Here is a 24,240-nt window from a genome sequence, read left to right as displayed (position 1 = left end):
TATGTATGGTTTAAAATTTCATTAATTCGGTATATAGTGCCTGAACCGGAAGACCTACAACATTAAAATACGATCCTTCTATTTTTTCAATGCCCACCATTCCAATCCACTCCTGAATACCATAAGCTCCTGCCTTATCAAAAGGCTTATATTTATCGATATAATAATTGATTTCGTCATCAGATAACTGTTTAAAAAACACCTTTGTTGATACTGAAAAACAATGTTGATGACTGCCTGAAGATAAGCAAACACCCGTTACTACTTCATGCGACTTACCTGAAAGTAACTGTAGCATCCGAATAGCATCATCTCTGTCTTTTGGTTTGCCCAATATTTCACCATCACAAAGAACTATGGTATCAGCTGTTATCACAATCCAAGGATACTGCTCTAATTCTTCTTTATAGGGTTCAGCCTTTAACCTTGACAGATATTCCGGAACTTCCAAAGGTGAAAGATCATCAGGAAATATTTCTTCAACATCCTCTTTTACAATCACCTCAAAAGATATATCAAGATGTTTTAATAACTCTTGACGACGAGGCGACTGTGATGCCAACACCAGCTTGTATTTTTGCAATTTACTTTGAAGCATAATAACTCAATGAGATTCAAAAATAGTGTAATAAATAGAATCAGAACATGATATCTATCCTGATGAAAGCAAGAAAACCAAACCGAATCTTAAAAGGCCTGCCCTGCCAGAACAATAAATAAGATTCCGGCCAACATTATTAATTTACCCATGGTGCTTACTCCATGAAAATGTGTTTTATTATTGGCTTTCATCCAAATATAGATTAATATCAGATGCGGAATTGTAAATCCTACTATAAAGTAAACTGTAACGTAAGGAATCCTGCTTATTTCCGGAATAAAAATGTATATCAGCCAAAGCACTGTTAAAGAGGTAATCTCTAATAACAATACAAAAAGCTTAGTCAACTTCATTCCCATAGCAATAGGAAGTGTTTTACACCCTACAGCTTTATCACCTTTTACATCTTCTGCATCTTTAATAATTTCGCGAATAAGATTAGTGATAAAAGCAAAAAAAGCGAAACCTCCTGTCCAAAACCAGGCCGTAGAACATGCTTCTGACTCTAAAATATCGGGACCATGCATACGAGACAACATTGCAAATTCAACTGAAACAACCAGCAATGCAACAATAGCCGTAAACATGGCAATGATAAGGTTACCAATTAGAATATGGCGTTTGAATGTGGTACTGTAATACCAAAGCACAACCGGAATACCAATAAAAAACAGCGCATAATTTTCTTTTCGGGTTACATAGGCCAGATACAGACCTATCATCATGCCTGTAATGGTTAGTACAACATGTAAAAACAGTGTTGTTCGACGTGCGATTTTCCTACCCACCACAACCGATTCTGGTCGGTTAATACGATCGATTCGAATATCAAAATAATCGTTAATAATGTAGCCTGAAGCAGCTAGCAGAACAGTTGACAATACCACTAAAGCAAACCTAAAATGGCTTAGTACTGGCTGTAATTCAAACGATTGTAAAATAGGTAATATTAATCCATATCTTATCAGCACCTGTAATAAGGCAATAATGATTAGGTTTTTATAACGTATTAGTTTAAGAAATGCCATAGAATTCTTTTATCTCACGATCTGAATTATTATTCTTGACTAATTTACCAAATATAATCCAAAGCCCATTTTCCGTGTGCACGCAATACTTGTTCAATAACATCTCGACCGGCAGCCTCACCTCCTTTGCGATCAGATATATACTTACAAAGAGACTTTATTTCTTCAACTGCATCTGCCGGACAGGTAGGAACTCCAACTCTTTTCATCACCGGATAATCTGGTAAATCGTCACCCATATACAGTACTTCATCAGCACTTAAGCCCTTATTCTCAATCCATTTTTCAAAAACCGGCCATTTCTCCGACACTCCTAAAAACACATCCTCAACACCCAATCCATTATATCTTTTTCGGACAGCCTCGGTATTTCCTCCACTTATAATGGCAACAGGATATCCCAGTTTCACAGCTAACTGAATAGCAAATCCATCCTTAATATTAGCTGTTCGCATAGGTTCGCCACTTACATGCATTGATATGGTTTGTAATGACAATACTCCATCAATATCGAAAACAAAGGCTTTCACCTTCATTAAGTCCTCTTTAAAATTACTCATTCCTATTATTTATTTACAGGCGAAGATAAACAAAAATGCATCCTCGTCATGAGAGCCTTTCTATAAATATTATAAAATTCAGCTTTTATTAATCAATAGTACAAGGTTGTAATAATTAAGTAACCATTCAGTTAAAAATGTACCTGTTATCATCATCAAATAGTATCCTTAAATTGACTTTTTTATAAAAGAACTTTCATTTTAATATTTGGTTTAATCTACCCTTTTGACTTGAGGCATTAATCTTAAATGATTCTATTTTATTTGCCTCTACAAGGCATTTTAGTAATTTCGAAGCCTCAAGACTAATAGTTTCATGCCAGATACAGATCAATATAAAACACTTCGCGAACCATCAGAAGGTATTTTTAAAGATAAGGGCAGTAAGTTCATTACTTATGCCTATCCTATTTCAACAGAGGAAGTAATTAAACCCCTTGTTGACGAATTAAAAAAGAAGTATTACGATGCTCGTCATCATTGCTTTGCCTGGCAATTAGGTACAGATGGTAACCGATTTAGAGCCAACGATGATGGTGAACCATCAGGTACTGCCGGTAAGCCTATACTGGGACAAATCAGATCAAATGAATTAACCAACCTACTGGTTGTGGTAATTCGATACTTTGGAGGCACTAAACTTGGAACAAGTGGTTTGATACATGCATACAAAGAAGCTACTATTGATGCCATCAACAATGGCACTATCGTAGAACGTACGGTTAATGATTTTTACAGGATAAATTTTGACTACGGTGTTATGAATGATGTAATGCGAATCATAAAAGAAGAGAATCCTAATATAACCAAACAAGATTTTAACCTTCGATGCTCTATTGAGTGGAGTACTCGTCAATCTGAAGTTGAAAAAATTAAATCACGATTTAGTAAAGTTGAATCCGTAAAAATAGAATACCTGTATACTGCCTGATTATTAGTGAATATATCTGTCTTTTACTTTTACTGCCGGATTGCCTCTGTAAATACTATATGGCTCCAAGTTACTTGAAGATACGCTATTTACCGACAATACCGAATGGCTTTTGCAAGTAACTCCACCAATAACAATACTATTGGCTCCGATCCAAACGCCATCTTCCAGTGTTATTGGCGCTACCATCAAATCAAACGTTACACTTTTATAATCATGATTACCAATTAATAACATAGCCCCTTGCGACAAACAGCAATTTTTACCAATAACAGTCTTATCCAAATTATCAATCCATACCTTTTCTCCAATCCAGGTATAATCACCAATCTCCAGATTCCAGGGGTATTTAATATTAACAGAGGGTTTTATCATTACCTTTTTCCCGACTTTAGCTCCAAACATTCGAAGCAATCGAACTTTTAATCCTGAAAATGGATTCATTGGATTAATAAAGAACAATGCATTGATAAAAAACCAAATCGTACGTTTAATAATACCGGCACCTTCATCAAACCATGAATTATTATATCGGGATAAATCTGTTTCTTTCATTCTTAAATTTATTTTAAAGAATAGCACTGCTGAACAATACCTGATTCGTACGTTTCAACTTTATTCAGGTTAAAATGAATAAGCTCTTGCACATTCTTAAACAAAGGTATGCCTTCTCCTAAAATAACCGGTATTACAGATAAGATTAATTCATCAATTAACTTTTTCTTTAACAGCAATCCATTTAGTTGTCCTCCTCCTACTAACCAAATATTTTTAGTTGATACCTTCTTCAATTCATTTATGAAATCCAACGGTTTGTCCTTTATTATTTTTGTATTTGGCGATGATGCTGATTCTAAAGTTTTACTAAAAACATAGTTTCTTTTGTTTCCATATGGAAAGGGTATATCAAATGACAGGATCTGCTCATATGTATGTTTACCCATTAAAATGCTTTCGATAGATTTATAAAATTCAGAATACCCATAATCGGTTCCCTCATCTTCATATCCTTTTAGCCAGTCAACATTACCATTCTTTTTAGCTATAAATCCATCTAATGAAACGGCTGAGTACAGTATTATTTTACCCATATTAACTTATTTAAGGATCAGACCATAATTGCATTAAGAGTTTTGTAGAGTATTAAAAACATAAATTCAACATCTATAAAACCGTAAAATATTATTTTGCAATAACTAAACTTAGTTGTTTTATTAAAAAAATTATGCCTATCTGGTTAATTTTTATCAAACATTTAAACCAACCATCACTAACTACTGATTATCTGTTCTTTATATTTATTAAAATCTAAACACTCAAACATTAACAGAAAATGCTTTTTTAATACATTTTTTTGCATTTTTTTTCTACAGATTTGGTAAACACTGGAAATACTCTATATTTGTAGAGGAAAGTTTAAGAATTATTTAGTATTTAACCCTATAATTAAGGAGTATTATGAACAAGGCTCAATTAATCGATGCAATCGCTGGTGAAGCGGAAATTACAAAGGCAGATGCTAAAAAAGCTTTAGATGCTTTTATTAAAGTAACTAGTGATTCATTGAAAGCTGGTGGTCGTGTTGCACTAGTAGGATTTGGTTCATTTGGTGTTTCTGAAAGAAGTGCTCGCACAGGTAGAAACCCTCAAACAGGAAAAGAAATCGAAATCCCTGCTAAAAAAGTTGTTAAATTCAAAGCTGGTAGTGAGCTTAGCGACTCTATCAACTAATTTAGAAAGGCAACCAAAAGATATTGAGAGAGCACAAATGTGCTCTCTTTTTTTTGCTAAATATTAATATAAAAGGAGAATTGCCTGATGAAGCAAGCGCTTATTGAGTTTTTACAAGATGTTATGACTGAAGATCGAAAAGATTTAATGCTTAATATTTTACATCAAAGAACCCGATACCTAACCGTTGTTTTGGAGGACATATTTCAAACACAAAATGCCAGTGCTGTTTTACGTTCCTGTGATGGATTTGGGGTGCAGGATGTTCATATTATCGAAAACAGAAATACATTTAACATTAATCCTAAAGTTGTAGTAGGAACAACTAAGTGGCTTAACTTACACAGATACAACGAAAAAGAAAACAACACACGTGACGCTCTTAAGCATTTGAAAAAACAAGGATATAGAATTGTGGCCACCTCGCCTCATGACAATGATGTAAACCTGGATGATCTGGATTTAAATGCAGGAAAAACAGCTCTTGTTTTTGGTACCGAATTAACCGGCATATCTGAAGTTGTAAAAGAGGAAGCCGATGATTTTTTAAAAATACCAATGTATGGATTCGCCGAAAGCTTGAACATATCGGTAGCGGCAGCTGTTACAATACATCATCTCACTCATAAACTCAGAAAAAGTGATATAAAGTGGCAACTGCCGAAAAATGAAAGTGATGACTTATATATCGACTGGATGAAAAAATCAATTAAGAAAAGTGATTTGTTAATTCAGGAGTTTTATGAACGCGTTGGTGAAAAGAAATAATCAAACATTTTTTAACACGTACGGTTTGATAGTGGTGATATTTTTTTAAATTTGACAAAAAACAGAATCTATGAATTGCATTATTATTGATGATGATAAGCTTTCAACAAAAATCATTAAAGAGTTCATCGAAAAAACAGATGGTCTAACTCATGCTGGAAGCTTTGATAGTGCTGTGACTGCAATTAATTTTCTATCTAAACCAGACGCTGATCCTATAGATCTTATTTTTCTTGATATTGAAATGCCTGAGATGAGTGGTATTGATTTTCTTAAATCTTTAAGCAAATTACCACAAGTTATTGTATACTCTTCTCAAGAAAAATATGCTATTGAATCATACGAATATGATGTGACTGATTATTTATTGAAACCTGTTCAATACGGACGTTTCATTAAAGCTGTTACACGTGCCAAAGAACGCTATGAGGAAAGTGACATGGTATCTAGAGAAAGCAGTGAAATCTTCATTAAAAACAACAGCTCTTTGGTTAGAGTAAAGTATGATGATATATTGTGGATTGAAGCACTTGAAAATTATGTTGTCCTTAACACTTTTAAGGATAAGTACACCATTCACTTTACAATGAAAGCAATATCGGAGAAAATGCCAACCGATCGTTTTGTTCGCGTTCACCGTTCTTTTATTGTAAACATCACAAAGATAAAAGTTATTGAAGATAACTCAGTTATCATCCTTCATGAAGGAGGATCTAAAATAATTCCGATTGGAAAGTCTTATAAAGACAAATTAATGGATGATATTAATCTAATAACAAAATAAATTAAAGCCGTCTGACAGACGGCTTTTTTTGTGCAATACCCTTCCCTATTTCCAATCATCAACCATATTCAATTTATTGATTGGCTATTTGCATTTTTTTTTATAATTTTTAGGCATTAACCGTGCTAAAAAATGCAATATCGTTTATTAGTCATTTTACTTTTATGCCACTTAACTCAATCTACTAAGGCGGATTCAACCTGGACCTTTAAACATCTTGATTCAGGAGAAGGTATGTCGTTAATAAAATCAATCACAAAAGATAGTGAAGGTTTTTTGTGGATTGGAAATGACGGACCTGGTTTAATGCGATACGATGGCTACAATATCGAACGCTTTTTAAATAATCCTGACGATAGCACATCCATTAGTAGCAATAAAATATTTCAGTTATTTGTTGACTCTAAAAACCGATTATGGATTTGTACCCACAATGGCCTAAATTTATACCACCCAAGCAATGAATCATTTACCAGATATTTATTCAACAACATCCAAAATAATTCCAATGATCCCTTTTCTGTGAACTGTATTTTTGAGGATAGCGAAAAAAACTTGTGGATTGGAGCAGACGATGGATTAAGACGCTATAATGAATCATCAAAAACATTCACGCATTATAAAATGCAACATGGTAATTCATTAAGTCAAGGTATTACTTCAATAGAAGAGGCTGATAACGATAAGCTATTCATTTCAACCTATATCTCCGGACTTTTTATTTTCAACAAAAATACTCACGCAACACAATACTATCCGCATCGTGATGTAAGTAATATAAAAGAAATTAAAACCCTACACTTAGACAAAAACAATCTTCTTTGGATATTGAGTCGCCTCAATGGTTTAAGCTACTTTAACCCTGACACCCAAACTTTTGTTGATATACCAATTTCAGATGATGGCAAGGGAACAAATGGAAGTAGAATTATGGATGTTTATGAAGATGATTCAAACAATCTATACTTTGCTGTTGATCAAGGCGGAATCAATAAACTTGATCAGCAAACTATCACATTTAAATATCTTGAAGATCAGAAAAATGGTCTTACGTCAAATGGTATATACAGTTTTCATAAAGATAATAATGGAATATTATGGGTAGGAACATCCAGAGGAGGAGTTTTTTATTATAACCCCAATGCACCCATTTTTCATTCCTACAAAAAAAGTCGTTTTCAACATGCTACCAACCAACCAGCTTTTAATAACCTGGCAGGTAATATTATCGGCTGCTTTCATGAAGATAATCTTGGCAAAATTTGGATTGGTACAGATGGTAAAGGGATAAGCATCTTCAACCCTAAGAACGATAAATTTTTAAATATTAGAAACAGAAATGAAGATGACAATTATCTTCCTTCGAATGTAATTAGAAGTATTGTTTCCGACTCGCAAGATCATATTTGGCTGGGCACCTGGAAATCAGGAATTAGCAAATACAATAACAAATTACAGAAATTCATTCCCTGGCCCAATAAAAAAGATTCACTACTAAATGAAATACCTCAGAATATTTGGTCTCTTTTTATCGACAGTAAAAATAATCTATGGATGAGTTTTGAAGATGGTAGAATATTAAGGTATGATATTGATTCAAAAACGCTGCATAAGTTCACCTTTACCCATCCGAAAGAAGTTATGGACCTACCTTATTTTTATGAATTTAAGAAAGGTGAGGTATTAACATCAAATAGTAGTGGTATTTACAAAATTAACCAGACCAATAAAAAAATTGACGATTTTATTATTCTTGAAGGAGTAACCACTTTAGCAATCGATGCTTTTGAAAGGTATTGGGTGGGAACATCCAATGATGGAGTAAAGGTTTTCAATTCGCAATTAGAAGAAATTAAACACTTTAACACCAACAACAAACTTCTTGACAATAGTATATCAGGCATTATAAGTAATAATGATACAAACATATGGATAGCTACTTTAAATGGCCTTTATTGTTATGACGGTAACGAAAACATACTACTGTCATATTTCAAACCTGATGGATTACAAGGCAATCAGTTTTTTTTACAATCAACTTTTCAATCATCTGATGGAACAATCTATCTGGGAGGAACAGATGGCTTTACTTTTTTTAATCCATCACAAATTAAAATAAACAAAGAAAACCCTCGCGTAATAATTAATTCAATTCTGGTTGATAACGAACTCTTAACCTTTAAAGGTCAGAATTCTGAAATAGAAACACATCCAAGGTATTGCAAACATTTGGAATTACCTTTCAATCACTCTATACTGAATCTAAAATTTAATGCTATAACATTTAATTCTCCTGAGAAGTGTAAATATAAATACAGACTAAAAGGATTTAGTTCAAACTGGACAGAAACAACAGCAAGAAACAGAACTGCTACGTTTACCAATTTACATCCGGGTGAGTATACCTTTGAAATACTTTCAACCAATAGTGACGGCATATGGTCAACAAACATTAACACACTAAAAATTTCTATTAAGCCACCTTTTTGGCAACGGCTATGGTTTATCGCTATTATTATAGCAGTTATAATTGCATTTTTTCGATTGTATATCTTCTTAAGGGAAAGAAGGCTTATGAAAGATCGAAAAGAACTACGGGAAGCTGTAAATCTTCGAACCAAAATAATTGAGGATCAAAAGGAAGAACTTCTTGCACAGAACGAAGAGCTTATGATTCACAGACAAAATCTGGAAACGATAGTTGAAACAAGAACTGAAGAATTAAAATTAGCCAAAGAAAAAGCTGAAGAAGGAAATCGATTGAAAAGTGCTTTTCTAGCCAATATGTCTCACGAAATAAGAACTCCAATGAATGCCATTGTTGGTTTCTCCGACTTAATTTCTGAAAATGATTTGACGAGTAATGAGAGAAAGGCCTACTCAGACTTAATAAAGACTAATACCGATTCGCTACTTGTTTTAATTGAAGACATACTGGATATCTCTAAAATTGAAGCCAACCAACTTCCTATATCTAAAAGTGAATACAACATCTACGAAAGTCTGGAAACACTTTTCAATACATTTCTGGTACAAATAAAAAATCCAAACATTCAACTAATCCTTCAAAACTCACTCAACCATAATGAAATATTTATTAAAGCTGACCAGTATCGCATTAATCAAATCATTGCCAACTTTCTTAACAATGCTATTAAATTTACCGAAAAAGGTATTATCACTATATCATTAGAAACAAATGATGAAAACTTAATTATTTCGGTTAAAGATACCGGGCCTGGTTTAAGTAAGAAAGAAAAAGATATGATCTTCATCCCATTTTTCAAGCTCCCTAAGGACGAAAAGAATCTAAAACGTGGTGTAGGACTGGGATTGGCTATTAGCAAACAACTATCTGCATTAATGGGTTACGAAATAAAGGTAAGTTCAGAGATTAATAAAGGCTCAAAATTTTCTTTATTCATTCCTAAAAGCGAACTACTGGAATACACAAAAAAAAGGATGTCATCATTCAGATAACATCCTTTTACATCTCTATTATTAATCTCTACTTCAAATCCTTAATTACATCTTCCATTTCTTCTAATGACTTTCCTTTTGTTTCTGGAACCATCTTCCACACAAAAAGGGCTGATAGAATACTCATAATTCCGTAGAACATATAAGTAGCCCCACCACTAAACTCCATCATAGCCGGATAGGTAGATGAGATAAAATAATTGGCTGCCCATTGTGCCGCAACCGCAATAGCAATAGCTTTACCCCTGATTTTATTAGGAAATATTTCACCAATTAACACCCAACAGATAGGTCCCCAACTCATCATAAAAGAAGCTGTATATATAATAATAAACACTAGGGTACTAATTCCAATTACCTTAAAAAACGATAACATACCAATGGCAATCATACCTATGGCCATACCAATAGATCCGGTAATTAACAATGGTTTACGCCCCCAGTGATCAACAGTAGCAATCGCAACAACAGTAAAAACAACATTTACCAATCCCATTACAATGGTTTGTAACATGGAAGCATCTTTGGCTGCACCCACACTTTCAAAAATACGAGGTGCATAATACAAGGCAACATTTATCCCTACAAATTGCTGAAAGACAGACAATAAAATTCCAATTACTATAATTTTTGAGCCATAAGTAGATAACTTGGCCGATGTTTTATCAACGGTTCCTTTAATTTCATTTAATATCTTTTTGGCAGCCTCAACCCCATTGATTCTTTCAAGTATAGTGAGTGCTTTATCATTCTCATTTTGCATTGATAGGTAACGAGGCGTCTCAGGAACAAAAAGCAATAAAACACCAAACAGTCCTGCCGGTATTGCCTCTGAAAGAAACATATAACGCCATCCTGTTGCATTAATCCATTCAATAGTTTGTCCCTTGGCAATCGACCAGTTTACAAAGTACACTACCAACATACCAAATATGATAGCAAATTGGTTAAAAGAGATTAGTCGTCCGCGGATATGAGCAGGGGCAATTTCGCTGATATACATCGGACTAACAGCAGAAGCTAATCCTACACCTATACCACCTATTACACGATAGAAATTGAACATATAAAGTAAGCCCATGGTAGCTCTACCTTCTTCAAAGAATAACATTTCAGGTCGGCCCGATCCAATAGCAGAAATGAAGAATAAGATAGCCGCCACCATTAATGATTTTTTCCGTCCTAAACGTGATGACAAATAACCAGAAATAGCTCCTCCGATAATACATCCGATTAAGGCACTTGAAACGGTAGCTCCGTGGGCAAAAGAGCTAAGATTGAGCCCATCAATTAAAAAGGCCTGAATGGATTTTTCAGCACCTGAAATAACAGCTGTATCATAACCAAAAAGCAACCCTCCTAAGGTTGCCACCAATGTTAACAGAATGATATAGCCAATATTTTGTTCTTTATTCATAAAACAGGATTTAATAAAATCCCGAAAGATGCCGGGTTTGAAGACGACCAACTATTGTTTCTTGTTAAATTCGCTGCACTGATAAATCAGCACAGCGATAATACAGTCTTTACATCTTTCGGGAAATGTATGATTTAGATATACATATTAATCAATTGCTCATAGCGCTCTTGTTTACCGCTAATTTGAGCTGGCTCACCAGCTTCTTTAGCAATCGCACGAAGATCTTCAAGGGTTAATTTACCAGCTTCAAATTCAGCACCTTTTCCTGAATCGAATGAAGCATAACGATCTGCTCTTTGCTTCAGGAAGTCGCTATTTTTAAGGATATCGTCAGCAATAACCAATGCACGTGCAAAAACATCCATACCAGAAACGTGAGCGATAAATAAATCTTCAGCATCAGTTGAGTTACGGCGAATTTTAGCATCGAAGTTAATACCTCCACCCTGGAATCCACCAGCCTGAAGAATAACCAACATTGCTTCTACTGTTTCATAAATATTAGTTGGGAATTCATCTGTATCCCATCCGTTTTGATAATCACCTTTGTTGGCATCAATACTACCTAACATACCAGCATCAGCAGCACATTGTAATTCATGTTCGAATGTGTGCTGAGCTAAAGTAGCGTGATTTACTTCAATATTTAATTTGAAATCTTTATCCAAACCATGGTGACGCAAGAATCCAATTACCGTTTCAGCATCTACATCATACTGATGTTTAGTTGGTTCCATTGGCTTAGGCTCAATAAAGAAGTTACCTTTAAATCCATTCTTACGAGCATAATCGCGAGCCATTGTTAAGAACTGAGCTAAATGCTCTTTTTCGCGTTTCATATCAGTATTTAATAATGACATGTAACCTTCGCGACCACCCCAGAACACGTAGTTTTGTCCGCCTAAAGCTATGGTAGTATCAATGGCATTTTTAACCTGAGTAGCAGCATGAGTTAAAGCACCAAAATCAGGGTTGGTTGAAGCACCATTCATATAACGAGGATTTGAAAATACATTAGCAGTACCCCATAATAGGTTTACACCCGTTTCTTTTTGATATTGCTGAGCAATAGGAATAATCTTTTGTAAACGCTCTTCAATTTCAAATGCTGTTCCGTCACCTACAACGTCAGTATCGTGAAAGCAATAAAAAGGTGCACCAATTTTTGTAAAAAATTCAAAAGCAGCTTCCATTTTGTATTTAGCCTGATCCAATGCATTTGCACCTTTATCCCAAGGGAAAGTCATAGTATCTCCACCAAAAGGATCGCTTCCTTTTGCGCAGAAAGAGTGCCAGTAAGCCACTGCGAAACGCATGTGCTCTTTCATTGTTTTTCCAGCAATTACTTGCTCTGGATTGTACCATTTAAACGCTAATGGATTTTTTGAATCTCTTCCTTCGTAAGCTATTTTTCCAATACCTGAAAAATATTCGTTTGTTGCCATAACTGTAACTATTTAGATTGTTTGTTTATTTCAATTTTGATTTCCACTCTTCGTAAGTGGATTTTAAAGTAGCCTCATTTTCTTTATTAGGTTCGATAACTCCAACTTTGGTTAGCGAATCAAAAGCCTCGCTTAATGAAGAATATAATCCTGCACCATAAGCAGCTCCACGAGCAGCTCCCAAAGCTCCATCTGTTTCGTACAATTCAATGGTCGATCCGGTAACATCAGCCAATGTCTGACGGAAAATCGGGCTTAAAAACATATTTGCTTTTCCAGCCTTGATGACTTTGGTTTCGATACCCGTTAACTCCATCACATCCATACCGAATTTAAAACTAAAAGCAATACCTTCTTGCGCCGCACGAATTACATGCGCTCTGGTATGATGATTAAAATTCAGATTAACTAAGCTTGAACCTGGATTTTCGTTTTGCAAAACTCGTTCTGCTCCGTTTCCAAAAGGGAAGAACAAAAGCCCATTACTTCCGGGTGCAACCACTGAAGCTTCTTCATTCATTTGAACATAGTCGAGCTCAGCTGCTACATTTTTACGCAACCAGGAATTTAAAATACCGGTTCCGTTGATACACAATAACACACCCAAGCGTGGATCTGTATTACTGTGATTAACATGGGCAAAAGTATTTACGCGTCCTTTAGGATCGTATTTTAACTGATCGCTCACTCCATATACAACACCAGAAGTTCCAGCCGTAGCGGCAACTTCACCCGGATTCAGAACATTTAAACTTAAAGCATTATTAGGTTGGTCACCTGCACGATACGACACTGCAACCCCGGCTGTAAGATTAAGTTCTTTAGCAACCTCTTCAGTTAATCTTCCTTGTATTTCAAATGTATCTTTGATGGCAGGTATCACACTCTCGTTAAAACCGTAATAATCGAGTAGCTCTTTTGAAACACTCTGGGTTTGAAAATCCCAAAAGATTCCTTCTGACAAACCACTTTTTGTGGTAACCATATCACCAGTAAGGCGATAAGCTATATAATCGCCCGGAAGCATAATTTTATCAACCTGATTAAAAACCTCTGGTTCGTTTTCTTTAATCCACTTTAATTTAGATGCAGTGAAGTTACCGGGTGAATTCAACATATGAGATAAGCAATGCTCCTCTCCCAGCTTCTCAAAAGCTGCGTTTCCATATGGAATTGCACGACTATCGCACCAAATAATTGCTGGTCGCAACACTTCACCCTCTTTATCCACCACCACTAAACCATGCATTTGATACGAAATACCTATCGACTTAATTTGAGTAACATCAACTTTTGAATCGGTTAGTACATCTTTTAAAGCTAATTTTAAATTAGCCCACCAATCTTTTGGATGCTGCTCTGCCCAATCGGGCTGTGGAGAAGAAATAGCCATTTCTTCTTTCGGATAGAAAGCTGAGTCTATCGCCTTACCTGTTTTAACATCAAGCAAAGCCACTTTTACTGATGAACTTCCTATATCAAAACCTAGTGAATACATAATACGCTTTTATTAGTGTTCCGTTCTGTTGTGGTATGGTTCAAAATTATAAAAAAGAATCATCACTACAACGATTCTCTAAAAAATATTTTAGTTGGCACGCAAAAATCCATTTTGATATCCTCTGAAGCAAAGGCTGCTGCCTTCTGTCCCATTAATTTAAAATCAGTTGAAATAACAGAGATACCTTTATAAATAAATTTTTTCATGGGTGTTTCGTTGTACGATAGAATTCCAACATCTACCCCTGGCTCCAATTTTTTCTCTCTGCACTGCTCCAAAATTTCACCCAACATCCTATCACTCACACTAAAATACATTTCACCAGCTTTAACATTTAAAAGATTAGAATCCTCCAATATTGAATAATTAAACCCCTGATCTTTACAATATTCCTCAAAACAATCTACAGTTATTCTGGGATGATTGGTAAACTCAGGATAAACCATAATTAAAGTCTTATATCTTCTTAAAAGATGTTCAGCTTCAGACAACGCATCAATCACAGCCTGACCAAAATCCTGATAAAGCTTATTGGTAATTTTCTTAATATTGGTATCCCAATCAATAATCAAGGTCTTTTCTGGGGAAAGCATAGCAATTACTTCTTCAACCCCTTCATGCGCAAAGGGCATGATGATATATTTACTATAACGCCCTCTACTTTCAGTAATCAACTTTTTAAACACCTCAATATTATAATGATGAAAGTGGACATCTGCAATGGTATCTTTATCAAGCTTTTTCACAAACTCGCCATACAATACTTCTTTGTATGCCTTAAGTGTATCTAGAAACAAGAACACTTTGCGTCCTTCCTTGGCCACAAAATAGCCTTTATTTGGAACCGACTCTATTACACCTTGCTCCTTTAAAATTCCATATGCCTTAAAAACCGTATCCCTTGATAACTTGTAGCTTTGGCAGATTTGATTAACCGAAGGTAATTGATCTCCTTCAAACAATTTATTTTCGGCTAACGCATTAACTACCTGATCAATTAATTGCTGAAATTTTGGAATATCACTTGCGGGGTTAATAGTAAACTCTATCATTCAATCAATCTTTCTATTGTATTCTGTTCCGGTAGGGTCAAAGATAGTATTTCTGATTTAAAGTTGCATCTCTTAACGAAAAACTAATTGCAATAAATCCTCAACTAAAGCAAAAAGCCCGATTCTGACTAACAGAACCGAGCTTTTTTTGAGCTATTTCAATTTTGAATTATTTCACTTCAACTTGCAATGGCTTTTTCAAACATTGAGAAAAGGTATTCAGATACTCTTCCCACTTTGCATTACTTTCAAATTGCTTGCTGCCAGTCCAGAAAAATCCTGAATAGAATTCAACTTTTCCATCAATTACATTTAAATGAACAATGGCATTGCTACGATCTGGTACTTCTGTTTCAATTTTAAAATTACCAGCATAGTATTTAGGATCAGCTACAACACTAGTACTTATTTCCTCACCAAAATGAGGAGCATACCAGTTAATCCAACCGTTTTCATCATTAGTGGAAAGGGTTCCTTTTCTATCATGCAGGGTAACACCGGCTGAAAGCTGATCAGTTCCATCAACGTAAATAACATACTTAGTCATGTTACTACCCAAATCAATTGAGATTACTTTACGCTCTTTAACCGAAGCATCACCCGCCTTATATGGTGCATAATCCAATTCAAACTCTGTTGAGATTGGTCCATTAAAGAAAGTTTTGTGAGCAACAAAGTTTTTAGAGGTATACAATACGTCATCGATAAAAACGCCTGTTCCACCACAACCACGACTTGGACCCACATGGTAATTATCTAATCCTTCACCATGATCACTATGGTAATACATCGGATCTTTTTTATATCCCTCATACCATTTATCAATGATTGAATAATCCACTTTCTTTAACCAGCAATCAATACCACTTGAAAGTGTTCCTCCCGGGATATTCTCTTCCACCATACGCTGAGCTTCTGGTCCGTATGTTCTAAATGACACCCGGTCGTTTTCCCATGTATAATCATCGGTACGCTCAGGCACAAAACGAGCAAAGGTTTTTACTTCTGAAGGCTCAATAGTTGATTCACCCTCTTTAATAGCAAAAGTCTTAGATTCATTTGCCTTTAATTCCACCTGAAATAAAATTATATCAGATGCGCCATCACCATCTTTATCAATCAACTGACTTAATACTTCCTTGCCAGTAGTCTGATCAAAAACAATAGCTTTGTTGCCAGCAATATTAGCATCAGCTAATTTCACTTCAACCGTTTCAATCAAACGATCAAAATCAGCCGGATTGGTAACAGTTACGATTGTAGCTGGTGCACTACATTGAGTAAACACCAATACTACAGCAACCGTTAATATTGAAATAATATTCTTCATATTAGTCAAGATCATTTTCACCTTTAACATATCCGAAGTTGGCCAAGATACCACCATCAACATAAAGCACATGACCATTTACAAATTCACTTGCCTTTGAAGCCAGGAACAATGCAGCATTACCTACATCTTCAGGCTCACCCCAGCGAGCGGCAGGTGTACGTGTCATTACTAAGTCGTTAAATGGGTGACCATTTTCGCGGATTGGTGCTGTTTGCGAAGTAGCGATATAACCAGGACCAATTCCATTGATTTGCAAACCATGCTTAGCCCACTCACAACACATATTAGCAGTTAACAATTTCAAACCACCTTTAGCAGCAGCATATGCAGAAACAGAGTTACGTCCATAAACACTCATCATTGAGCACATATTGATGATTTTACCTGCTCTTCTTTCGATCATACCTGGAGCAACGCGTTTAGCAACAATTAAAGGCGCCACCAAGTCAACATCAATTACTTGTTGAAAATCAGCAATTGGCATGTCTAAAATAGGAATACGCTTGATGATACCGGCATTGTTTACCAAAATATCAACCGGACCTACTTCATTTTCGATTTGAGAGATTCCTTTATCAACCTCTTCTTCTTTAGTTACATTGAAAACCAAAGTATATACATCAATGCCATCTTTAGCATATTCAGCTTTACACTCTTCCAGTTTTTCTGCCGAAAGATCATTCACACAAATTTTAGCACCTGCTTTTCCAAGTGCTTTACCAATAGCCATACCGATACCATGGGTACCACCAGTAACAAGGGCTACTTTTCCTGATAAGTCAAATAATTCTTGTATCATTTTATTCAATAAGTTTTATAAAAAATCTTCACGTAATGGGGTAAAACAATCAATCAGTTTCACAACCGGCGTTAATCGCTGAATGGTATGAGGCACATCTGACGGGATGGCAAAATGATCGCCCGGCTTCAAATGAACCTTCTCTTCATCACCAACAAAAAGATATACCTCACCTTCTATCATGTAAGACACCTGCTCGTGTGGATGAGAATGAAACGGATCCGGCTCTGTTGTTGGCCCATCAGTAAATTCCACATTCACCATCATCAGGTTATCTGTTTTTACAATACGACGTTGAATACCTTCAGCAACTTTGGTTACCTTTAATTCATCGTATTTACCCACATATTTCATAATTCAATATTATCTTAATTCGTTTGGTTGACGAATATCCATATCACCATAATCCAAGTTTTCGCCAGCCATACCCCAAATAAAGATATAGTTTGATGTACCTGCTGCACTATGAATACTCCATGATGGTGATAAAACAGCTTGCTCATTCTGCATCCAGATATGACGTGTTTCATCTGGTTGTCCCATAAAGTGACATACAGCTTGATTTTCAGGAACCTCAAAATAGAAATAAGCCTCCATACGACGACTGTGAGTATGCGCTGGCATGGTATTCCAAACACTACCTGGTTTCAGCTCAGTCATTCCCATTTGCAATTGACATGTTTCAACCACTTCTTTTACCAACAACTGGTTAATCTGACGTTCGTTTGAAGTCTGTAACGAACCTAATTGTAAAACATTCGCATCTTTTAAAGTAACATGCTTACTTGGCAATGATTTATGTGCTGGTGCAGAGTTAACATAGAAGTGAGCTGGCTTTGAAGCATCAGCCGAAGCAAAAGTTACTTCTTTAATACCACTTCCTAAGTATAAAGCCTCTTTATAATCTAACTTATACTCTGTTCCGTCGGCAGTTACAGTACCTGCACCTCCAACATTGATGATTCCCATCTCACGACGATTCAAGAAAAATTCAGCTTTCAACTCATCATAAGTTCCTAACTCAATAGGTTTATCCGTTGGAACCACTCCACCCACAATGTAACGATCGTACATTGAGTAAACCAGATTAATTTCACCCGGAACCATTACTTTTTCAATCAAAAATTCTTTACGGATACGATCCGTTCCATAACTTTTTGCATCTTCTGGATGCACTGCGTAGCGAACTTCTAAACTCATAATATTAAATTTTCAGTTATTTATAATCTTTCCAAGAAGAACTTCTACCAATAAAACGAACAGGAATTACTTCCTCTTCAGGAACTTCTTCTTTTTGTATTGCTTTTATCATTGCAGCTGCAACTTTATTTCCCATTTCCAAAGCATTTTGCTCAACAGATGACAATGATGGATCCATCAATTCTGAAAATGGCTCATTGGCAAAACCAACAATACCAAACTGATCAGGAATATGATAACCCAACGATTTTAAGCCTTCCATAGCACCTAAAGCACTGTAATCTCCTGCACAAAAAACAGCATCAGCATTGGTACGCATCACCAACTTATGTATTTGTGAATATCCAGCCTCACGGGTAATAACATCATCCACTATAAGCTTTTCATCAACCCTCATGCCTGCTTCTTCCAAAGCAGCTATATAACCAGCCTTTCTCTCACGATAAGCGCGTAATTTATAACTTCCACTAAAATGCGCAACATGCTTAAAACCACATTTGATTAAATGACGTGTTGCTAAATACCCTCCGGTGTAATTATCATTAGTAATTTTCGATCCGGGTAAACTTTTGGTCACCCTATCAAACTGCACCAACGGAGTATTATGCTTCACCACATCTTGCAGATGTTCAAATGTATTTGTCTGAAGCGATAAGGAAAGAATAATCCCTCCTACCCGGTTTTGCAATAACGACTCAACAGCTTTCACCTCCCGACTTAACAACTCTCCACTCTGAATAACCACCAAATTAAAACCAGCTGGATTTAAAATTTCTTCAACCCCACTTATAACATTACTAAAAAAATGACGATTAATACGAGGTACTATCATACCAATCGTATCGCTGGTACCTTTACGCAACGATGCTGCCATAACATTGGGTTGATATCCCATTTCTTTGGAAGTATCCTGAACCTTTTTTCGAGTACTTTCACTAATACGTTTGTTATTAGCCAAAGCCCTTGAAACGGTTGAGGGGGTCATATTTAATTTGTTAGCTATATCGCTAATGGTTACTTTTTTCATTACCTGGCATTAATCAATCATCATTTTTTATCAAATGATGGTTATTTTCATTAATGATATACAAAAATACAATCGTTTGCACACAATGCAAGTTTTATTGCAATATTTTTTTCAATTCGAATAATTGACAATTTTATTCAATAAAAATATTTTAAAAAATATTAAATATAAATAACAACCTTATTTTCTTGTTTCATTGCACTTTAATAATTTTATAAGAAAAAATTAATCGAGAAAATGTTGCAAAAAATGTTTTTGCGTTGCATCTTCGTGTTCGTTAACGGCTAATGACAATTCAAATCATTTAAAGATGCAATCATTTATACACAAAGATTTCATTCTGGAAACAGAAACAGCAAAGAAATTATACCACGAATATTCAGAGAATCAACCAATCATTGACTTCCATTGTCACTTAAATCCTCAGTTTATTGCTGAAGACAGACAATTCGACAATTTGGGGCAAATTTGGTTAGAAGGCGACCATTATAAATGGCGTGCCATGAGAATTAACGGAATTGACGAACATTATTGTAACGGTAAAGCTTCAGACAAGGAAAAATTTATGAAGTATGCCGAAACAGTTCCTTTTACTGCTGGTAATCCTCTTTATCATTGGACTCACCTTGAATTAGCACGCCACTTTAATGTAACAGAGCTGCTTTCTCCGGCTACTGCTGAGAAAATATTTGAATCAACTAAGGAAATGATTCAATCTCCGGATTATAGTACAAGAAAGCTATTAGAGATGATGAATGTTGAAGTAGTGGGTACTACAGATGATCCTGCTGACGACCTTCAATTTCATAAAAAACTAAAAGACGAAGGATATCACATTAAGGTAGTTCCTACTTACAGAGCTGATAATGTAATTAAAACCGAAGACCCTGTACAATTTAAAGCTTATATCGAAAAATTAGGCGAGGTAGCTGATATTGCTATTTCATCATTAACTGAATTAATAGAAGCTTTAGATCGTCGTCATGCTTATTTTCATGAATTAGGAGGCCGTGCTTCAGACAGTGGACCAGATCGATTCTTTTTTGCACCATACACCGAAGATGAAGTAAATAAAATCTTCTTAAAGTTGATGGCAGGAAATACAATTGACGAAGAAGAAACTGAAAAATACAGATGCTGTGTGATGGCCGAGTTAGCCAAATTGAACCACAAACGTGGATGGACACAACAATTCCATGTGGGTGCACTACGTAATAATAATACTCGCAAATTCAATATAATGGGTGCTGATACAGGTTGGGATTCAATTAACAACTCTCAGAATGCATTAAAAATGTCTCAGTTCCTGAATTTATTAGATACAACTGATCAGTTATCTAAAACTATTCTTTATAACCTGAATCCGGCAGATAATGAGATGATGGTAACCATGTGTGGTAACTTCAACGACGGATCAACAGTGGGCAAAGTACAATACGGAGCAGCCTGGTGGTTCCTTGATCAAAAAACAGGTATGGAAAAACACCTTCAGGATCTTTCTGCATTAGGTTTATTAAGCCGTTTTGTTGGAATGGTAACTGATAGCCGTAGTTTCTTATCCTATCCTCGTCACGAATATTTCCGCCGTATTGTGTGTAACCACCTTGGTAAAGAAGTAGAAAAAGGATTAATTCCAAATGACGAAACCATTCTAAAACAAATGGTAGAAGGGGTTTCTTACAAAAACGCAAAATCATATTTTAATTTTTAATAAAATGTCAAAGAAAGTAGTCTCTTTCGGAGAAATCATGTTGCGCTTGGCCACACCACGTTACGAGCGTTTTAATCAAGCTACATCATTTGAAGCTACCTACGGTGGTGGCGAAGCAAATGTAGCCGTTTCATTGGCCAACTATGGCATTGATTCTTCTTTTGTTACACGTCTTCCTAAAAATGATATTGGCAGAGCTTGTCAAATGGAGCTTCAGAAGTATGGTGTTAAAACCGATAAAATACTTCAAGGTGGAGATCGTTTAGGAATTTATTTCCTGGAAACTGGAGCTGTAGCTCGTGCCAGTAAAGTTGTATACGACCGTGCTAACTCAGCCATTTCTGAGGTAACCAAAGGAATGTTTAATTGGGAAGAGATCTTAAAGGATGCAGACTTTTTCCACTGGACTGGAATTACTCCTGCTATTTCGCAAGGTGCTGCCGATGTTTGTTTAGAAGCTATTCAAACTGCCAACAAAATGGGCGTTACCGTTACTTGTGACTTAAACTATCGCAAGAATCTTTGGAAATATGGTAAAACAGCGGCTGAAGTGATGCCAGAATTAGTAGCTGGTTGCGACATTGTTTTGGGTAACGAAGAAGATGCCGAGATGGTATTAGGCATTAAACCAGAAGGTGTTGATGTAACAGGTGGACATGTAGAAGCTGAGGCATACAGAAGTGTATCTCAACAAATCATGAAACAATATCCACGCGTTAACAAAGTGATTACTACACTTCGTGGTTCAGTTAGTGCCAACCACAACAGCTGGTCGGGTGTAATTTACGATGGTAAAAACCTTTTCCAGGCACCAACTTACCAAATCACTCACATTGTTGACCGTGTAGGCGGTGGTGATTCATTTATGGGTGGATTAATCTATGGTTTAATTGCTTACGAAGGGGATGATCAAAGCGCCATTAATTTCGCAACTGCTGCATCTTGTTTGAAACACACCATTCACGGTGATTTCAACCAGGTAACTGTTGAAGAAGTTGAAAAATTAATGGGTGGCGACGCCTCTGGTAGGGTATCACGATAAATAAAGCAGAAGTTTTAAGGTAGAAGTATTTTCTTAGTATCAAGATGTAAGACATAAGTATCAAGACTTTCATTTATAACTTTAGTTTGACATTTATGGCGGATGGATACATAGGACTTCGGACTGAAACAATAAATTTATAATAACAAGCCGGAGCTAAGTCATTTCTTGGAGGAGCATGTTAACATATACTTTCTCCGGCTTGTTTTATTTCACAGAAAAATGGCAAAATATTCAAGAATAGAAGTATTTACAGCAATGAAAGAAACAGGTGTTGTTCCTGTATTTTTCAATGCTGACATTGATGTTTGTAAAAATGTATTGAAAGCCTGTTACGAAGGCGGCATTCGTGTATTTGAATTTGTTAATCGTGGCGATTTTGCTCATGAGTTATTCAGCGAATTAAACAAGTATGCTTTAAAAGAATTACCTGGCATGATACTAGGTGCAGGGTCAATTGTTGAAGAAGCAACTACTGCTTTGTATATTCAGGCTGGTGCCAATTTTATTGTTGCTCCATTATTGAATGAAAATATGGCTCGCATCTGTAACCGCAGAAAAATAATGTGGTCTCCAGGATGTGGTACAATCTCAGAAATAAATAAAGCCCAGGAGTTGGGTGCAGAAGTAGTAAAAGTATTTCCAGCGTCTGAAATCGGAGGTCCTTCATTTGTTAAGGCTGTTAAAGCTCCAATGCCTTGGACCGACATTATGCCAACCGGAGGTGTAACCACTGAAAAAGAAAACCTGAAAAAATGGTTTGATGCAGGTGTAACTTGCGTTGGTATGGGATCTAATCTTTTCCCTAAGGATATTATGGAAGCTAAAAACTATTCTGCACTTGCTGAAAAGGCAAAAGAATTAATAGCTAATATCCAAGAAGTAAAGAAGTAATCCATGGAATTAAATGTAAAAAACAAAGTAGCGGTAATTACCGGTGGATCAGGAATACTCTGTTCTGCCATGGCCAGAGGTTTAGCATCAAAAGGTGTTAAAACGGCCATTTTAAATCGTAATCAGGAGTCAGCTGATAAAGTTGCTAATGATATTGAAAGTACATTTGGAGCTAAATCAGTTGGTATATCGGCTGATGTATTAAACAAAGAGTCTCTTGAAAAAGCTCTTGATATCATACATCAGGAATTAGGTACGATAGACTTTCTGATTAATGGAGCTGGAGGTAATGCAGCCTCTGCAACAACCCAGGCTGAAATGATTACAGATGAGAATATTTCTGATTTGGAAAAAACCTTTTATGGTTTGCAGATGGAAGGATTCGATAATGTTTTCGACCTGAATTTCAAAGGTACGCTCCTACCCTCTTTGATTTTTACAAAAGATATGTTGGATAAAAAAAGTGGGGTGGTAATTAATATCTCATCCATGAATAGTTATACCCCGCTTACTAAAATACCTGCTTATTCGGCAGCTAAAGCGGCTATTAACAATTTCACACAATGGATGGCGGTTCACTTTGCTCAAACAGGCATTAGAGTGAATGCAATTGCACCTGGTTTCTTCTTAACCAATCAAAACCGTTTTTTATTGGTGGATGAAAAAACAGAAGCACCAACTCCACGTGGTCAGAAAATCATTAACAACACTCCAATGGGACGTTATGGCGATGCCGACGAACTAGCGGGAACTTTATTATATCTGGTTTCCGACTGGTCAAAATTCGTTACCGGAGTAGTAGTACCTGTTGATGGAGGTTTTAGCGCCTTTAGTGGCGTATAAATAAATGCATATTTAAACATGAACCCATAGCAGCATTAGGTTAAATCCTTTTGCTGCTACCTTCCCGGACAATAGTAAACCCTTAGATCA

Annotated in this window: 23 protein-coding genes; 9 read left to right on the top strand and 14 right to left on the bottom strand. The window is 35.8% G+C overall.

The genetic code is table 11. The features are described from left to right. Nucleotides 1–10 precede the first annotated feature (10 nt). The 3 genes from KEM10_RS09210 to KEM10_RS09200 all read right to left on the bottom strand — a co-directional run bounded on the left by KEM10_RS09210 (nucleotide 11) and on the right by KEM10_RS09200 (nucleotide 2,189). Entirely contained in the window at nucleotides 11–598 is a 588-nt protein-coding gene (locus KEM10_RS09210; RefSeq protein ID WP_212215700.1) for a Maf-like protein, read from the bottom strand. A gap of 89 nt (nucleotides 599–687) precedes the next feature. Next, entirely contained in the window at nucleotides 688–1,629 is a 942-nt protein-coding gene (locus tag KEM10_RS09205) for a geranylgeranylglycerol-phosphate geranylgeranyltransferase (protein WP_212215699.1), read from the bottom strand. 44 nt (nucleotides 1,630–1,673) lie between these two features. Beyond that, nucleotides 1,674–2,189 (bottom strand): KdsC family phosphatase, encoded by a 516-nt coding sequence (locus tag KEM10_RS09200; RefSeq protein ID WP_212215698.1) that lies wholly within the window; start codon nucleotides 2,187–2,189, stop codon nucleotides 1,674–1,676. Between the two features lie 316 nt (nucleotides 2,190–2,505). On the opposite strand from KEM10_RS09200, the gene KEM10_RS09195 reads away from it, so the two are divergent. Next, on the top strand, nucleotides 2,506–3,120 hold the full coding sequence (locus tag KEM10_RS09195) for an IMPACT family protein (RefSeq protein ID WP_212215697.1): 615 nt from the start codon (nucleotides 2,506–2,508) through the stop codon (nucleotides 3,118–3,120). Nucleotides 3,121–3,123: 3 nt separating this feature from the next. On the opposite strand, the gene KEM10_RS09190 is transcribed toward KEM10_RS09195, so the two are convergent. Further along, nucleotides 3,124–3,675, bottom strand: coding sequence for a WcaF family extracellular polysaccharide biosynthesis acetyltransferase (locus KEM10_RS09190; protein ID WP_212215696.1), 552 nt, complete (start codon nucleotides 3,673–3,675; stop codon nucleotides 3,124–3,126). A gap of 8 nt (nucleotides 3,676–3,683) precedes the next feature. Next, nucleotides 3,684–4,211 carry a dihydrofolate reductase family protein gene (locus tag KEM10_RS09185; protein ID WP_212215695.1) on the bottom strand — a complete coding sequence of 176 codons (528 nt, stop codon included), beginning with the start codon at nucleotides 4,209–4,211 and terminating at the stop codon, nucleotides 3,684–3,686. A gap of 367 nt (nucleotides 4,212–4,578) precedes the next feature. Between KEM10_RS09185 and KEM10_RS09180 the strand changes: the two genes are divergently transcribed. The 4 genes from KEM10_RS09180 to KEM10_RS09165 all read left to right on the top strand — a co-directional run bounded on the left by KEM10_RS09180 (nucleotide 4,579) and on the right by KEM10_RS09165 (nucleotide 9,883). Continuing rightward, complete coding sequence (locus tag KEM10_RS09180; protein ID WP_212215694.1) at nucleotides 4,579–4,851, top strand: HU family DNA-binding protein; 273 nt, start codon at nucleotides 4,579–4,581, stop codon at nucleotides 4,849–4,851. 87 nt (nucleotides 4,852–4,938) lie between these two features. Beyond that, nucleotides 4,939–5,619: a TrmH family RNA methyltransferase gene (locus tag KEM10_RS09175; protein WP_212215693.1), complete on the top strand. Its 681-nt coding sequence runs from the start codon at nucleotides 4,939–4,941 to the stop codon at nucleotides 5,617–5,619. 70 nt (nucleotides 5,620–5,689) lie between these two features. Next, the gene (locus KEM10_RS09170; RefSeq protein ID WP_212215692.1) at nucleotides 5,690–6,403 is read left to right on the top strand and encodes a LytR/AlgR family response regulator transcription factor; all 714 of its coding nucleotides are present in this window, start codon (nucleotides 5,690–5,692) and stop codon (nucleotides 6,401–6,403) included. Nucleotides 6,404–6,535: 132 nt separating this feature from the next. Next, entirely contained in the window at nucleotides 6,536–9,883 is a 3,348-nt protein-coding gene (locus KEM10_RS09165; protein WP_212215691.1) for a two-component regulator propeller domain-containing protein, read from the top strand. Nucleotides 9,884–9,911: 28 nt separating this feature from the next. On the opposite strand, the gene xylE is transcribed toward KEM10_RS09165, so the two are convergent. From xylE to KEM10_RS09120, 9 genes are all read right to left on the bottom strand, one after another. Further along, a complete protein-coding gene (xylE, locus tag KEM10_RS09160; protein WP_212215690.1) occupies nucleotides 9,912–11,300 on the bottom strand; it encodes a D-xylose transporter XylE in 1,389 nt (462 codons plus the stop codon). A 134-nt stretch (nucleotides 11,301–11,434) separates the two neighbouring features. Further along, the gene (gene xylA / locus KEM10_RS09155; RefSeq protein ID WP_212215689.1) at nucleotides 11,435–12,748 is read right to left on the bottom strand and encodes a xylose isomerase; all 1,314 of its coding nucleotides are present in this window, start codon (nucleotides 12,746–12,748) and stop codon (nucleotides 11,435–11,437) included. 25 nt (nucleotides 12,749–12,773) lie between these two features. After that, nucleotides 12,774–14,246: a xylulokinase gene (locus KEM10_RS09150; RefSeq protein WP_244825694.1), complete on the bottom strand. Its 1,473-nt coding sequence runs from the start codon at nucleotides 14,244–14,246 to the stop codon at nucleotides 12,774–12,776. A gap of 65 nt (nucleotides 14,247–14,311) precedes the next feature. Further along, the gene (locus KEM10_RS09145; RefSeq protein ID WP_212215688.1) at nucleotides 14,312–15,301 is read right to left on the bottom strand and encodes a GntR family transcriptional regulator; all 990 of its coding nucleotides are present in this window, start codon (nucleotides 15,299–15,301) and stop codon (nucleotides 14,312–14,314) included. A 169-nt stretch (nucleotides 15,302–15,470) separates the two neighbouring features. Further along, nucleotides 15,471–16,631 (bottom strand): DUF4861 family protein, encoded by a 1,161-nt coding sequence (locus KEM10_RS09140; RefSeq protein WP_212215687.1) that lies wholly within the window; start codon nucleotides 16,629–16,631, stop codon nucleotides 15,471–15,473. Between the two features lies 1 nt (nucleotide 16,632). After that, a complete protein-coding gene (locus KEM10_RS09135) occupies nucleotides 16,633–17,433 on the bottom strand; it encodes a gluconate 5-dehydrogenase (protein WP_212215686.1) in 801 nt (266 codons plus the stop codon). A gap of 15 nt (nucleotides 17,434–17,448) precedes the next feature. Beyond that, on the bottom strand, nucleotides 17,449–17,787 hold the full coding sequence (locus tag KEM10_RS09130) for a cupin domain-containing protein (protein ID WP_212215685.1): 339 nt from the start codon (nucleotides 17,785–17,787) through the stop codon (nucleotides 17,449–17,451). A gap of 9 nt (nucleotides 17,788–17,796) precedes the next feature. Continuing rightward, entirely contained in the window at nucleotides 17,797–18,633 is an 837-nt protein-coding gene (kduI, locus tag KEM10_RS09125) for a 5-dehydro-4-deoxy-D-glucuronate isomerase (protein WP_212215684.1), read from the bottom strand. Between the two features lie 16 nt (nucleotides 18,634–18,649). Then, on the bottom strand, nucleotides 18,650–19,660 hold the full coding sequence (locus tag KEM10_RS09120; RefSeq protein ID WP_212215683.1) for a LacI family DNA-binding transcriptional regulator: 1,011 nt from the start codon (nucleotides 19,658–19,660) through the stop codon (nucleotides 18,650–18,652). 310 nt (nucleotides 19,661–19,970) lie between these two features. On the opposite strand from KEM10_RS09120, the gene uxaC reads away from it, so the two are divergent. From uxaC to KEM10_RS09100, 4 genes are all read left to right on the top strand, one after another. Further along, a complete protein-coding gene (gene uxaC / locus KEM10_RS09115) occupies nucleotides 19,971–21,371 on the top strand; it encodes a glucuronate isomerase (RefSeq protein ID WP_212215682.1) in 1,401 nt (466 codons plus the stop codon). A gap of 4 nt (nucleotides 21,372–21,375) precedes the next feature. After that, a complete protein-coding gene (locus tag KEM10_RS09110) occupies nucleotides 21,376–22,413 on the top strand; it encodes a sugar kinase (RefSeq protein ID WP_212215681.1) in 1,038 nt (345 codons plus the stop codon). 222 nt (nucleotides 22,414–22,635) lie between these two features. Beyond that, a complete protein-coding gene (locus KEM10_RS09105; protein ID WP_212215680.1) occupies nucleotides 22,636–23,307 on the top strand; it encodes a bifunctional 4-hydroxy-2-oxoglutarate aldolase/2-dehydro-3-deoxy-phosphogluconate aldolase in 672 nt (223 codons plus the stop codon). A gap of 3 nt (nucleotides 23,308–23,310) precedes the next feature. After that, a complete protein-coding gene (locus KEM10_RS09100) occupies nucleotides 23,311–24,150 on the top strand; it encodes an SDR family oxidoreductase (RefSeq protein ID WP_212215679.1) in 840 nt (279 codons plus the stop codon). Nucleotides 24,151–24,240 lie beyond the last annotated feature (90 nt).

The organism is Carboxylicivirga linearis, from assembly GCF_018271995.1.
Classification (GTDB): Bacteria; Bacteroidota; Bacteroidia; order Bacteroidales; family Marinilabiliaceae; genus Carboxylicivirga; species Carboxylicivirga linearis.
Note: the sequence above shows the minus strand (reverse complement) of the source record. Positions and strands in the feature narration are given on the sequence as shown.